Genomic DNA, 13,979 nt, shown 5'->3' on the forward strand with positions numbered 1-13,979 from the left:
GCTGGTCAGTGTTCTGATTTACGCAATCCTATGTCCTGTTAATTGAAATTTCATAGAACACATTGCTGTTTTATAGTCCAGCTAAAGGTCATGACACAGAACCCATTATGAATACAAATATCGCCGCTTTTAGTCCCGACTTACCAGTCCATATGACATTCGAGGAACATGACTGGCATCTTTTGGCTCAGTACTGGTATCCGATTGCACTTGCGCGTGATATTACAGATCAGCCAACAAGTAGCATGCTGCTTGATATGCCTCTGGTGATTTATAAAATGAACGATGAACTGGTGGTGGCGAAAGATGCATGTCCGCATCGCGGTGTACCTTTAAGCTTGGGAAAAAATGACGGCCAAGGCGTGGTGTGTCGTTATCACGGTTTACGCTTTGGCAATGAAGGTAAATGCAACCGTATTCCTGCACATCCTCAGCATAAAATATCGGAACGTTTCCATTTGAAAACTTATGCTGCGGTAGAAAAGTATGGTCTGATCTGGTGTTCATTAAGCGCTACAAAAGATGCAGAACCTCATATTCCTAACATGCCTTTTTGGGATGATGCTGAGTATCAGCAACTGGTCTGCCCTCAGATAGACATTCAATGTTTTGCAGGAAGACAGCTCGAAGGTTTTATTGATGTGGCTCATTTTGCCTGGGTGCATCCAGACACTTTTGGCGATCCGGAGGATGTAGAAGTTCCTGATTACAGTACGACAGAAACGGAGGTCGGTTTTAATGCAGATTATATCAGCAGTGTGGGACGTTATCCGATCGGAACAGAGCAGCGTGGCCAGGAAGATTTTAAATGGTTACGTCATTTTGAAGTGAGCCTACCCTTTACTGCAACACTTACGATTCATTTTCCAAATCATGCCAAGCAGGTCATCATGAATGCGGCTTCACCCATGACTGCGCGTTCAACACGACTTTTTGCACCTATTTGCCGCAATTATGATAAAGATTTACCGGTTGAAGATGCCTATGCCTTTAATATGAAAATTTTCGAGGAAGATCGTGTGATTGTAGAAAATCAGAAACCTGAATATTTACCTCTGGACTTATCTTTAGAAGCGCATTTTCCGGCAGATCGAAGCTCGAGTATGTACCGAAAATTACTACGTAAACGGGGATTTAGTCCTTTATTTGCTGCTTAAAATTTTATTCAAAAGAAAGATTCATAATAAATAACCAGGGTTAGAGCTCCTCTGATATTTAAAAATTAATTGGGTTATATATTGATTTCTATGAGGATACATCTTGTTATATAGCCTCATAAGCCTTGTATTCTGGTGAAGATAAGGCCTTTTAGAACGATAAAGAACTTTAAGAAGATAAAATTAGTTTTTTATTAAAATAGGTATATAATAAATAAAATCACTTTACTTTACTATTTTAATAAAATTATGAATCAATATTGCACACTGCAGATTTATCAGGAAGATGAATGGCTGGATTGCGCTATTGTTGAGATTGTCGGTCAACAACAAACTGGATGGCAAGCAGCCACGCGCACATCATATCTATTTGAATATGCTATTTCTTATATGGACCTAAGCGATGGGCATGCGCTAGCCTATCATTTACCAGTAAATGTACAAAATACCTTGCAATCTACCTGGCCAGCCTTCCTGATGGATTTGTTACCTCAAGGTTATGGCCGTAAAGAATTACTCCGTCAGCTTAATTTTTCTGAAAACACTCAGGAACAAGCAGACTGGGCGCTTCTAAAAGCGGGTGCAGGTAATCCGATTGGTAATTTACGGATTAAAGAGGCTTATGAATGGCTACAGGGGCAGTTTCCTGTTCAGCAGAATCATGGCTTTAGCCTAGACCAAGTCGTAGAACGTCAAGAAAACTTTATTGAATCCTTAGCCTCTTATGGACTTTTTATTGCCGGCTCTTCTGGTATTCAGGGCGAGTGGCCAAAATTACTGCTGACTCAAGGTCATGATGACCTGTTCTATCTGGATCACACGCTGACAGATCATCAGGTCAAACAGCATTGGCTGGTGAAATTCAGTCGTGGCAGTGATCAGAATCTAGATAAAATTTTGATGCACGAAGCCTTATATATGAAAATTGCCCAATACCTGGGACTTCGTGTTCATCAGGAACTGGAGCTGCATGGTAAGACTTTATTTATTCCCCGATTTGACCGTAAAGTCAGCGATGGGAAGGTTGAAAGAATTGCCCAGGAAAGTATTGCTTCTCTGGGAGGAAAAGCCGGTTTTGGGGTAAGAATGACCCATAACCAGATCTGTAGCCTGTTGATGCAATGCTGTACTGAACCAAAACAGGAAATCTTTGAATATTTGAAGCGTGATCTTGCCAATGTTGCTTTAGGCAATAAGGACAATCATACCCGTAATACAGCGATTCAACGTTTCAATAACGGAATCATTCAACTAACCCCATTATTTGATTTTGCGCCGATGTGGCTCCATCCAGATGGTATTGCCCGAACTACGCGTTGGGAGCGAGATGATCATGGTGGTATGCCAATTTGGCATTCAGTTATCGAACAGATAACAGAAAGTACGCTAATTGATTCAGAAGAAATCAGAGCGGTGCTAGTCGAGCAATTACCACTTTATCAGGGGTTACTCGAGCACATGCAGTATCTGCAATTGGCACCTGAAATTCTAGAAAATAGCCAGTATCGAATTGATAATATTTGCCAACAATTGGAGGAGCTGAATTATGGATAAACGCTTCAAGCCACTGACTCCGATTAAACAGATGCAAAAGAGATTGTCTGTACTTGAAACCGTCAGTAACAATCCTGACTGGCCTTTTCATCAGGTTGCTCGCTTCATTCGTACCGAGTTGCACCTCACACTCAACGATATGGCTAAAATTACCAAGATTGCTCCCCAAACTCTACAGAAAATGGAACAACCTGAAGGAAATCCAACACTCAAGTCTATGCAGAAATTACTGGATGCTTTTGGTTTAAAGTTAGAAATCAGGGTTAAATCCTGATGAGAAGCTGATGCTTTAATTGATATTTGCGGGAATTTTAGAGAAGAAGAATGGTTTAACAACTGAAAATATGCCCTGCTCCAATCTGTTTATTGAGTCCTTGCTCCATCGCAGGAATCCCGGTTTAAATTAAACGCGGGATTCACTGGAGGCTGATATTTTCTTATCAGTTTTTTAATGAATACGTTTACTTTTTAAACGTCATTATGAAGAAATATCAACACAGAGATATTTCATTTCAAGATATTCATCCATACCGAATTTGGACCCTTCACGGCCTAATCCTGATTGCTTGACTCCACCAAATGGCGCAACCTCATTAGAGATAGCTCCGGTATTGATTCCCACCATACCGTATTCTAAGGCTTCGCCTACACGCCACTGACGTGCTGTACTTTGGGTAAATACATAGGTGGCCAGACCGAATTCCGTATCGTTCGCCATCTGAATTGCTTCTTCTTCAGTCTTGAAGCGGAATAACGGCGCCAACGGTCCAAAAGTTTCTTCTTTTGCCACACGCATCTGCTGGGTGACTTCAGTCAGAAGCGTTGGTTCGAAGAATGTACCGCCCAGATTTGAGCGCTGTCCACCGGTTTTCACCTGTGCACCTTTGCTCACTGCATCGGCAATATGTGACTGCACTTTTTCAATCGCAGCCTCATCAATTAATGGACCTTGGGTAGAAGCTTCATCACGGCCATCACCGACTTTCAGTTTGTCAACGGCAGCCACCAGTTTTTCTACCAGCGCATCATAAATGCCATCTTGTATATAAATCCGGTTCGCACAAACACAGGTCTGCCCACTGTTCCGGAATTTACTGGCCATGATGCCCTGTACCGCCTGTTCAAGATTGGCGTCATCAAAGACCAGAACTGGCGCATTGCCACCAAGTTCTAAGGACAGTTTTTTGATGGTCGGCGCACATTGCTGCATCAGGATACGACCGACTTGAGTTGAGCCGGTAAAGCTTAACTTTTTCACGGTTTCGCTTTCACATAAGACCTGACCCACTTCAACCGCATCACCACTGACATGCAGCAATACATCTTGTGGCAAACCTGCGCGCAAGGCCAAAACTTCAAGCGCATAGGCGGTTAAAGGCGTTTGTTCAGCCGGTTTAACCAGCATGGAACAGCCAGCAGCCAGAGCTGGCGCGGCTTTACGGGTAATCATCGCCGCCGGAAAATTCCACGGTGTAATGGCCGCTGTCACCCCAATCGCCTGCTTAATGACCAATAACCGTTGATGGGCAAGCGTTGGAGTCAACACGTCACCATCAATACGGCGTGCCTGCTCAGCAAACCAGCGGATAAAGGAAGCAGCATAACCGATTTCACCCCGTGCCTCAGCCAGTGGCTTACCCTGTTCAGCAGTCAGAATCTGAGCCAAAGATTCTTTATGTTCCTGCATCAGATTGAACCAGGCCCAAAGCACATCCGCACGTTCGAGGGCTGTCTTGGTTTTCCAGGCTTTTTGGGCTTGCTGAGAACGAGCTATCAGCTGTTCTACAGATGTCCGGTCATGGGATTTTACCCAGGCCAAAGTGGCTTGGGTTGCTGCATCTTTGACTTCAATATATTCATCCGTGGCAGGCTGATCGAAGTTGATATCAGGATGCTGTAATAAATCTCTATATTGCGCTTGAAGCATGATCATTACTCTTTTATTAGGCTGCGACAGACAGTGCAAACCCTTGTTTCAAGATAGCCAATCCCGCACGGAACTGTTCTGCCGGAATCGTGAGCGGGTATAGGAAACGGATTACATTACCATAACGACCGCAGGTCAGGATTAACAGACCATTTTGCATGGCATGGTTTTGTACAGCTTTTGCCTGTTCCGCAGTTTCAAGCTCAACCGCCACCATTGAGCCCAGTGCACGAATATCTTTGACCATGCTAGATGACATTTTCAGTTCATGTAAAACATCAACCAGTTCTGCGCCTAGATCATTCGCTCTTTCACAAAGACCTTCTTCTTCAATGATATCCAGTACCGCATGGGCAGCCGCAACAGCAACCGGGTTACCGGCATAAGTACCGCCCAATCCACCCGGATTTGGTGCATCCATCACTTCAGCACGACCCACAACGCCTGAAATCGGGAAACCGCCGCCCAGACTCTTTGCCATCGTAATCAGATCTGGCTTGGTCTCATAATAATCCATCGCAAACAGTTTACCTGTACGCGCAAAACCAGACTGTACTTCATCAGCAATCAGTAAAATGCCGTTTTGATCGCATAGTACACGCAAGCGTTTCAGGAATTCTGCAGGCACCACATTAAAACCGCCTTCGCCTTGTACAGGCTCAAGCACAATCGCTGCTACGTCATGCGCAGCAATATCTTCTGCGAAAATATCTTCAATGCTTTGAATTGCATCATTAACACTAATGCCTTTGGATTCCACCGGGTAACGGGCATGGAAAACACCACCAGGCATCACCCCAAAGTCGCGTTTATAAGGTGCAGTTTTACCGGTCATGGCCATCGTCATGAATGAACGGCCATGAAAACCATTACCAAAAGTCACAATGCCATGACGGCCAGTATGGGCACGGGCAATTTTAACTGCATTTTCGACAGCTTCAGCACCAGTCGAAAAGAATGAGGTTTTTGCAGCACCTTGGATGGGTGCGCGTGCATTGATACGTTCTGCCAGAGCAACGTAACTCTCGTATGGTACAACCTGATAAGCCGTATGGGTAAATTTGGTTAATTGTTCAGTGACCGCAGCAATAATTTTAGGATGGCGATGGCCAGTATTCAGTACGGCGATCCCGCCCGCAAAGTCGATATATTGATTGCCTTCTGCATCCCAAATGGTCGAGTTTTCTGCTTTCTCTGCGTACCATTGACACATGACCCCAACACCACGTGGTGTTGCCTGCTGTTTACGTGCATTCAGTGCTGAGTGTTTACTGTCCATTTTGTATCCTCATTCTTGATTCATACGTTGTAAATTTTGCTATCCGGATCTTGGGATAGAAATTTGCCAAAGACTGGCTGATATGGTTCATTTTGCGCTTTTATACGTATGAGACGAGAGCCACTTTGCAGCAGATCGAAGGAGCCAATTGGTCTAGTTGAAATTAGTAAAAGAGTCAAAATATAAAATTATTTTATTTATAAACAAGTATTTATGTTTTTAATAAAAATTGGCTCCTTTTTAAATAAAGAAGCCAATTTAAAAATCCATTGCAAAAATTTAGGATAGGTCATCATGGATTAAATCCATTCATTTTTATGGATTAATCCATCTTGCAAAAACTTCGCTTAACCCGGATAGATGCCGCGTTCCTGACGCGCCATTAAAATCCGCTCACAGGCCAGAATATAAGCGGCTGTACGCAAAGAACATCCGGCCTGGACTGATTTTTGCCATACATCCTGTACCGCATTTTTCATGCTGGCATCCATACGCTGATTAATCTCTTCCTCGGTCCAGAAATAACTGGCCAAATCCTGAACCCATTCAAAATAGCTGACCGTCACGCCACCCGCATTGCAGATTACATCTGGCACCACGGTAATATGACGCTCACTCAGAATTTCATCCGATTCAGTCAAAGTGGGACCATTGGCACCTTCCAGAATCATTTTGGTCTGAATATTTTGCGCGACCTGAGTATTAATCACACCTTCCAGCGCTGCCGGAATAAAGACTTCGGCAGGAATGGTCCAGAAAGCTGATGCAGAAATTTCATCGCTGGCAGAAAATCCCTGAATTTTATGGTGGGTATTTGAGTATTCAAGCAGCTTTCTAATATCAATCCCCTGTTCCTGATACAGGGTGGCAGAATGGTCCTGAACACAGATCACTTTGCTGCCATTTTCCTGGAAAAGCAGCGCAGCTTCACTGCCGACATTACCGAAACCCTGTACACAGACCCGGGCATTTTTTAAATCTAGACCAATTTGCTGGGCAACTTCACGACCGCTAATAAACACACCACGGCCTGTGGCTTTACTGCGGCCTAAAGACCCCCCTAAATGAACCGGCTTTCCGGTCACTACACCAGTAATCGTAGAACCCGCATTCATGGAAAACGTATCCATCATCCAGGCCATGATTTGCGGATTGGTTCCAACATCCGGCGCCGGAATATCTTTTTGCGGTCCAATAATTAAATTGATTTCTGCCGTATAACGTCGGGTCAAGCGTTCCAGTTCGCGCTTGGAAAGCTGGCTCGGATCAACTCGCACACCGCCTTTGGCACCGCCAAAAGGTAAATTTAGAGCAGCACATTTGATCGTCATCCAGGCCGACAGAGCCATCACCTCATCCAAATTGACATCTGGATGAAAACGCACGCCGCCTTTGCCTGGACCGCGAGTTAAATTGTGCTGAACACGATAGCCTTCAAAATGCTGAACCGTACCATCATCCATGATGACCGGAACATCGACAATCAAACTGCGCTTTGGGCGTCGCAGCATGTCCAGTCGTTCACTCAGCTCACCCAGATAAGGCGCTACTTTATCCAGTTGCTTAAGATAATTGTTCCAGGCCGTTGTACCTTGCTCGGTATAGGTCAATCCTTTCATCATCATGTTCATTCTATGATCCTTTTGTTATATGCAGTCGTATGTCCTGGCGGCTGCAACACATCTCTATTCGGCTGTTATGGCAATCATTGCTTGATTCAGGTCTTAGTTCAGCGAGCTCCAAACAAAATCAGTGTCTAGATTTTCCGCTTTAGTTTTAATCGGTATCTGTGTATATTGCCTGCCCGCCTGTATGCTCGCATTCAAGCCGCAGGTACATGATCAAAACGCATACAAGACACTTTACAATGACTGCCTGATCAGACTATTTTGCACCTAGCAATACCGCTCTCACGAGAGCCATTTCAAATTTGTAGGAGAGAGCCAATTGCGTAGCTTGCTTGGAGATTATTTACTGCAGCGATTGCAGCAAGATGTCACAGGAACATTACAGATGCGCCTGTTCCGCTGCTTGCGTAACGCGATTATTGATAGCGTATTGGCTCCCAAAACCCGCTTGCCTGCATCACGTGATCTGGCTAAAGAGATTCAGGTATCGCGTAATACGGTGTTAAATGCCTATGAACAATTACAGGCACAGGGTTATGTTGATGCCCGTACCGGTCAAGGTACCTGGGTAGTAGAGAAATTACCCGAATCCTTTTTGGTGAAGGCAGAACAGAATTCTCCTGCCGTTGCAGAAAAAAAAGCACAGCAAAATTATAATCTGTCGCAACGCGGTTCTTACTTGCTCGGCTATTCCGCGGCTTCGCCTTATCAATGGGGAGCCTTTGTACCGGGCGCACCCGATGTAACCGAATTTCCGCATCATATTTTCAGCAAAATCCAGACGCGTTTGAGCCGTGAACCTCAAGTTAACAACCTGATTTACAGCAATGCCGGTGGCTCTCTGGAACTGCGTCAGGAGCTGGCAGAATATCTGAAAATTGCCCGTTCAGTGCAGTGCGATGCTGATCAGATCATTATTACCGAAGGCACCCATCAGGCGATTGATTTGGTCTCGCGTACTTTAAGCGACATAGGCGATGAGGTCTGGATCGAAGATCCAGCCTATTGGGGCGCGCGTAATATTTTACGAATTAATGGCGTCAATCTACGTTCCTTACCGGTGGATCAGGAAGGGATTATTCCCGATCTGCATCCCAAGAAACCACCTAAACTGATTTTTGTGACGCCGTCGCATCAGTATCCTTTGGGCTCACATTTAAGTTTAGAACGGCGCAAACAGTTAATTGCACTGGCACGCCAGCACAATAGCTGGATTGTTGAAGATGATTATGACAGCGAGTTCAGGTTCTCGGGCCAGCCCTATCCTTCTTTACAAGGTTTAGAGCCGGATTCTCCGGTGATTTATATGGGGACGTTCAGTAAGACGATTTATCCGGCCCTGCGTATTGGCTATTTAGTGGTACCAAAACAGCTCTTTTCTTCATTGCGAATTGTAGCTTCGGAACTTTATCGTGGTGGTCACTTAATCGATCAGCAAACACTGGCTGAATTTATCCGTGAAGGACATTATGAGGCGCATATCCGACGGATGCGTTTATTGTACGGTAAACGCCACGCTTTTTTAATTGACCTGATTCGCCGACATTTAGGTGAAGATTTTCTGCATGAATACAATACCGCCGCCGGTTTGCATCTGATTTTAAAATTGCCGAGCAGCAGTGATGATGTCTTGATTGCATCCAAAGCGCTTGAACTGGGAATCAAGGTCAGAGCCTTATCGCAATACTATACCAAACATTATTCCACCCGGCAGAAAGGATTATTACTGGGCTTTGCCTGTGTGAGTGAACAGGAAATTCTGGTGGCTTTCGGGATATTGTTAAAGTGCTTGCGCGAGCATGGGATCCGCACTTTAACTTAGTAAAAACTCAGGGATCAATACAATTATATTTTTAAAATCAAAAAGCTTTTAATTTATTTTTAAAGGGAACGTAAACCTGCTTTTAGCCTGATATTTTAGGTAAGCTTTATTTTTCTGTAAATATTGCCTGCTTATATTTTTTATCTCTTAAGCCAATTGGCTCCTTTGAATTGCTCAAAAATGGCTCTCGTCACTTTACAACAAAAAAGAGAAATTAACTGCATACATGAACAGCATGTAACCGTACTTTAATCAAAGTGTGATCCTGTCTATAGGGCTACAAGGATTTATTTTATTAAGATTAACTTAATATTGGTCAAGCACTGATGAATTCGGTTACAGTTTCAAAGGATAAGATAGCGTAAGCCAAATAAGGAATTTTATTGCCGCTACGCTATTGATATTAAGGGAAATTATATGGCAGAACATCAACATTTCTCCAATTCCGAATCATCAAACGGCTTAAAAAACGGACTTAAATCACGCCATCTCACCATGATTTCAATTGCCGGTGTCATTGGTGGAGCACTCTTTGTCGGCTCCGGTAATGTCATCTATTCTGCAGGACCGGCTGCACTCATTGCCTATACTCTAGGTGGACTATTAGTTTTACTCATCATGCGTATGCTGGGAGAAATGGCGGTACTGAATCCCGACAGTGGTTCATTTTCAACCTATGCGGATCGTGGAATCGGGCGCTGGGCTGGATTTTCTATCGGCTGGTTATACTGGTCTTTCTGGACGTTGCTCATGGGCTGGGAAGCCTTTGTTGCCGGGAAAATCCTAAATAGCTGGTTTCCATTTATCCCGATCTGGGGCTATATGCTTCTGGTCACTGTAGCACTGGTCTGGATTAATCTCCGTGACGTAAAAAACTTTGGTGAATTCGAGTTCTGGTTTGCCCTGATCAAAGTTATTGCCATTGTACTGTTTCTGGTGTTTGGTAGTTTGGCCGTGATGCACCTGTGGCCTTGGGGCGATGCCTCTATGCTCGGTGGTACAACTCATCTAACCGCTCAAGGCTTTATGCCCAATGGCTTTTCATCGGTGATCACTGCCTTACTGGGTGTAATGTTTGCTTATATGGGAGCAGAAATTGTTACCGTGGCAGCAGCTGAAACCAAAGATCCCGCCAAGGAAATTCGTAAGGCCGCTAATTCAATTGTATGGCGTATCATTTTATTCTATGTCGGTTCAATGCTAATTACGGTTTGCCTGATTCCGCACAATAATCCTTTATTGAAAGATCCGACCTGGGGTACGTATAGTGTGGCACTTACTGCACTCGGTATTCCAGAAGCACGCCATATTGTTAATTTTGTCGTGCTCACCTCGGTATGTAGCTGCTTTAACTCCGCACTTTATACCTGTTCACGCATGGTCTATTCCCTCTCGAAACGTGGAGATGCACCAAAGAGTTTCGGTTTAACCAACCGCAATAACAGCCCATGGGTAGGTGTCATCTTTTCAAGCCTGTTTTCTTTCGTGGCGATTTATCTGACTGCCACCGAAAGTATGAATATTTATGATGTCTTGATGTTAGCGACTGGTACCGTATCTTTATATGTCTATCTTGCTATTGCCATTTCTCAGCTTAAGTTACGTAAAAAACTGGAAGCTGAAGGACAAAATATTCCATTCAAGATGTGGTTATTCCCATGGCTCACTTATCTGGTCATTATCTTTATTGTCGGCGCTTTAATTACCATGATTATTGAAGGAACCTATTTTAAAGAAGTGGTTTATACCAGTGTGCTTGCATTATTTATTGTGGGCTTAGGCATCTGTGCACAAAAGTTTAACTGGGGTAAAGCCTCAGCCAAAAAGGAAAAGGCAGCACAGGCCAGAATTAATTTAAGTGATAATCTTTAATTTATTTCTATAGAAATTTTTTAAACACATCAGAATGAATAAATAAATGGAGAGTTAAAAAACTCTCCATTTATTTTATATACAAGCCCAGTAAAAAAGGCCTATGTATGTCTAGATTTTAAATCTCCGTTGATACCTCACCTTTCCTAATCAAATTTCACCTTTCAAGACCACCTCGGCTATTTAAGTGTAGTCCAAAGTTGTTTCATCAGCTTTTTCTGTTCTGGTTGCTCAACCTGATCCGTTTCAACGAATAATTGATAAATCTCGAATACATTCTGTTATGAAATGTTGAGTCCAGCCTCATTTTGCCTAAAAGCTTCTAATATATTTTTTCTTATATGGCCACAATCATTGGAATTGGAAAAGATATGAATCATTATCCTGAAACCCCAGCTTCAACTGAAACACAAGACCATCAACCGGGTGTGCAAACCAAAATGGACCCTGCACCGGAAATTATTAAACCGCATTATAAAGGCAGTGAAAAATTAAAAGGCAAAGTTGCCTTGATTACTGGTGGTGATAGCGGAATTGGCCGTTCTGTATCGGTCTTATTTGCTCGCGAAGGTGCCGATATTGCCATTTGCTATTTGGATGAAGATCAGGATGCACGGGACACCAAAAAAATGGTGGAAGATGAAGGCCGCCGTTGTCTGCTGATTCAATGTGATTTACAAGATCAAGATGAAATCAAGAAAATGGTGGAAAAGACCCTTCAGGAATTTAAAACGATTAATATTCTGGTCAATAATGCCGGGGTTCAATACCCGCAAGAAAGTATTACCGATATCTCGCCCGAGCAATTACTTAAAACATTTAATGTGAATATTCTATCGATGTTCCACCTGACTCAGGCGGTGATTCCGCATATGCAAGAAGGTGATAGCATTATCAATACGACGAGTATTACCAGTTATCATGGTCATGACCAGCTGATTGACTATGCGAGTACGAAAGGTGCCATCACCACATTTACCCGAAGCCTTTCCACCAATTTATTGAAAAATAAAACCGGCATTCGTGTCAATGGGGTCGCGCCAGGTCCCATCTGGACACCATTGATTCCGAGCAGCTTTGATGAAGAACAGCTTAAAGATTTTGGTAAAAGCACCCCAATGGGTCGTATGGGCCAGCCGAGTGAAGTAGCACCGGCGTATTTATTCCTGGCCAGTGAAGAAGCCAGTTATATTTCAGGTCAGGTGATTCATGTGAATGGCGGCAGTATTATTAACGGCTAATCTGGCACAGAAGATAGCGGTTCTAGCTGACCGTTATCTTCATCTATTTAATCTTTAGATTTTCATATTTTTTAAAAATTTTGTTTTTATAAAATGATTCCAACAAATACTTACCCTCGTAAAAATAAGCTCTTGTTATAGTAATTTCAGCCAAACCTGATGAGGATATTAAGATGCCTAGAGGTGACAAATCAGCCTATACCGATAAACAGAAACGGCAGGCTGAACATATTGAAGAAAGCGAAAAAGAACGTGGTCATTCTGAGGAAGAAGCCGAACGTATTGCCTGGTCGACGGTCAATAAACAAGACGGCGGTGGCAAGAAAAAGAAAACGTCCCACTAAGCAGAATTCATACTGATGACGCTATAGGACACCTATAAAGACCCTTTATAATTTACTTATAGAGGGTCTTTTACCATCAAGTTTAAGTGATATTTTCGATACGCTGCTGAGTCCAAACTGGCCAGATCTTTTGCAAGGTCTTTTCAAATTTTGCATTCTCAGTTCGCCATTTTGGATTTTTGTCCTTATCAATAATCAGCGCACGAACGCCTTCAATAAAGTCGCCCTGCTCTAACCAGACATCCTGCAAGTCCCGTTCTAACTGCATGCATTTTTCTAGCGACAAATTCTGTCCGGCTTGCTGTAACTTCAGGCTGGTTTGCTTGGCCATAACCGGACGTTGTTGCAAAATTGCCAGCATTTTACTAGCCCATTCCTGATCGGTTGAATTACTTGTATGAGCAAGACTCTGTTCAATCTCCTTGAGGTTTGGATAGCCAAAATGCTGATTAATCAGATCTGCACGTTTTTGCAGCTCGCTTTCTACCGGATGCGTAATATAGCCACTAATGATTTTCTGGATTTCAATCGAATTTAACACAGGCGCAGTAATCAACGCTGCTTCCAATTCAGCAAAACGCTCACTCGGCACATGATAATCCACCAGATCGAGATACAAGGCATCACTGCTACTGATCTGCTCCCCGGTCAAAGCCATATAGACACCGACTTCATCCAGTCGGGACAGGAAATGGGTGGCTCCAACATCTGGGAAAAAACCAATTGCGGTTTCGGGCATGGCAAAACGTGATTTTTCACTCGTAACTTTGATATGACAGGCTTGAGCGAGGCCAAAGCCTCCGCCCAGTACATAGCCATCCATCATCACGATCACGGCCTTTGGAAAATTACGCAAGGTGCTCAGCATCTTATATTCAGTGGCAAAAAAATCCTGATATTGGGTATTGCCGGCCTGATAGCTGTCATACAGATAGCGGATGTCGCCTCCAGCACAGAACGCCTTGGGACTGTTGGAATTGATCAGGATGGCTTGCACTTCTGGATCATGGCACCACTGATCGAGTTGCGCCTGAATGCCCTGAATCATCGCCAGGGTTAAGGCATTTAAATGGCTGGTGCGGTCCAGGCTGATAATGCCCAGCCCCCCTGCGACCCGAATCGCTAAATTATTTTCATCACTCATTCTTTTTGTTC

The 13,979-nt window shown here is 43.6% G+C and carries 11 protein-coding genes; 7 read left to right on the forward strand and 4 right to left on the reverse strand.

All coding sequences use genetic code 11. From position 1 onward, the window contains the following. The first annotated feature begins 107 nt into the window (after positions 1-107). From ACP7AK_RS02445 to ACP7AK_RS02455, 3 genes are all read left to right on the forward strand, one after another. Positions 108-1,157, forward strand: a complete 1,050-nt coding sequence (locus ACP7AK_RS02445) for a Rieske 2Fe-2S domain-containing protein (protein WP_005106979.1) — start codon at positions 108-110, stop codon at positions 1,155-1,157. A 249-nt stretch (positions 1,158-1,406) separates the two neighbouring features. Then, positions 1,407-2,711, forward strand: coding sequence for a type II toxin-antitoxin system HipA family toxin (locus tag ACP7AK_RS02450; RefSeq protein WP_425878383.1), 1,305 nt, complete (start codon positions 1,407-1,409; stop codon positions 2,709-2,711). Then, positions 2,704-2,985, forward strand: coding sequence for a helix-turn-helix domain-containing protein (locus ACP7AK_RS02455; RefSeq protein WP_425878385.1), 282 nt, complete (start codon positions 2,704-2,706; stop codon positions 2,983-2,985). The genes ACP7AK_RS02450 and ACP7AK_RS02455 overlap by 8 nt, the downstream gene beginning before the upstream one ends. 204 nt (positions 2,986-3,189) lie before the next feature. Here ACP7AK_RS02455 and ACP7AK_RS02460 read toward each other — a convergent pair whose 3' ends face one another. The 3 genes from ACP7AK_RS02460 to ACP7AK_RS02470 all read right to left on the reverse strand — a co-directional run bounded on the left by ACP7AK_RS02460 (position 3,190) and on the right by ACP7AK_RS02470 (position 7,536). After that, on the reverse strand, positions 3,190-4,638 hold the full coding sequence (locus tag ACP7AK_RS02460) for an NAD-dependent succinate-semialdehyde dehydrogenase (protein ID WP_425878387.1): 1,449 nt from the start codon (positions 4,636-4,638) through the stop codon (positions 3,190-3,192). A 16-nt stretch (positions 4,639-4,654) separates the two neighbouring features. Further along, positions 4,655-5,917, reverse strand: a complete 1,263-nt coding sequence (gene gabT, locus ACP7AK_RS02465; protein WP_005106976.1) for a 4-aminobutyrate--2-oxoglutarate transaminase — start codon at positions 5,915-5,917, stop codon at positions 4,655-4,657. Positions 5,918-6,264: 347 nt separating this feature from the next. After that, a complete protein-coding gene (locus ACP7AK_RS02470) occupies positions 6,265-7,536 on the reverse strand; it encodes a Glu/Leu/Phe/Val family dehydrogenase (RefSeq protein WP_425878594.1) in 1,272 nt (423 codons plus the stop codon). A 328-nt stretch (positions 7,537-7,864) separates the two neighbouring features. Here ACP7AK_RS02470 and ACP7AK_RS02475 point away from each other — a divergent pair, with 328 nt between their 5' ends. The 4 genes from ACP7AK_RS02475 (at position 7,865) to ACP7AK_RS02490 (ending at position 12,824) form a co-directional block, all read left to right on the forward strand. Further along, complete coding sequence (locus ACP7AK_RS02475; RefSeq protein WP_004646934.1) at positions 7,865-9,367, forward strand: PLP-dependent aminotransferase family protein; 1,503 nt, start codon at positions 7,865-7,867, stop codon at positions 9,365-9,367. Between the two features lie 417 nt (positions 9,368-9,784). Next, positions 9,785-11,239: an amino acid permease gene (locus ACP7AK_RS02480; RefSeq protein ID WP_253145647.1), complete on the forward strand. Its 1,455-nt coding sequence runs from the start codon at positions 9,785-9,787 to the stop codon at positions 11,237-11,239. A gap of 371 nt (positions 11,240-11,610) precedes the next feature. Then, on the forward strand, positions 11,611-12,480 hold the full coding sequence (locus tag ACP7AK_RS02485; RefSeq protein ID WP_004280275.1) for an SDR family oxidoreductase: 870 nt from the start codon (positions 11,611-11,613) through the stop codon (positions 12,478-12,480). Positions 12,481-12,653: 173 nt separating this feature from the next. Next, the gene (locus ACP7AK_RS02490) at positions 12,654-12,824 is read left to right on the forward strand and encodes a hypothetical protein (RefSeq protein ID WP_004280276.1); all 171 of its coding nucleotides are present in this window, start codon (positions 12,654-12,656) and stop codon (positions 12,822-12,824) included. 82 nt (positions 12,825-12,906) lie between these two features. Here ACP7AK_RS02490 and ACP7AK_RS02495 read toward each other — a convergent pair whose 3' ends face one another. Beyond that, complete coding sequence (locus ACP7AK_RS02495) at positions 12,907-13,968, reverse strand: enoyl-CoA hydratase/isomerase family protein (RefSeq protein WP_425878390.1); 1,062 nt, start codon at positions 13,966-13,968, stop codon at positions 12,907-12,909. Positions 13,969-13,979: the final 11 nt, after the last annotated feature.

Source organism: Acinetobacter sp. TWP2-2-3 (genome assembly GCF_049896445.1).
Lineage (GTDB): Bacteria > Pseudomonadota > Gammaproteobacteria > Pseudomonadales > Moraxellaceae > Acinetobacter.

Bases quoted from the DNA above. Each gene is read 5' to 3' on its own strand.
- ACP7AK_RS02450 (WP_425878383.1), top strand. From the start codon at position 1,407: ATGAATCAATATTGCACACTGCAGATTTATCAGGAAGATGAATGGCTG.
- ACP7AK_RS02445 (WP_005106979.1), top strand. From the start codon at position 108: ATGAATACAAATATCGCCGCTTTTAGTCCCGACTTACCAGTCCATATG.
- ACP7AK_RS02490 (WP_004280276.1), top strand. From the start codon at position 12,654: ATGCCTAGAGGTGACAAATCAGCCTATACCGATAAACAGAAACGGCAG.
- ACP7AK_RS02495 (WP_425878390.1), bottom strand. From the start codon at position 13,968: ATGAGTGATGAAAATAATTTAGCGATTCGGGTCGCAGGGGGGCTGGGC.
- ACP7AK_RS02485 (WP_004280275.1), top strand. From the start codon at position 11,611: ATGAATCATTATCCTGAAACCCCAGCTTCAACTGAAACACAAGACCAT.
- ACP7AK_RS02480 (WP_253145647.1), top strand. From the start codon at position 9,785: ATGGCAGAACATCAACATTTCTCCAATTCCGAATCATCAAACGGCTTA.
- ACP7AK_RS02455 (WP_425878385.1), top strand. From the start codon at position 2,704: ATGGATAAACGCTTCAAGCCACTGACTCCGATTAAACAGATGCAAAAG.
- ACP7AK_RS02460 (WP_425878387.1), bottom strand. From the start codon at position 4,638: ATGCTTCAAGCGCAATATAGAGATTTATTACAGCATCCTGATATCAAC.
- gabT (WP_005106976.1), bottom strand. From the start codon at position 5,917: ATGGACAGTAAACACTCAGCACTGAATGCACGTAAACAGCAGGCAACA.
- ACP7AK_RS02470 (WP_425878594.1), bottom strand. From the start codon at position 7,536: ATGAAAGGATTGACCTATACCGAGCAAGGTACAACGGCCTGGAACAAT.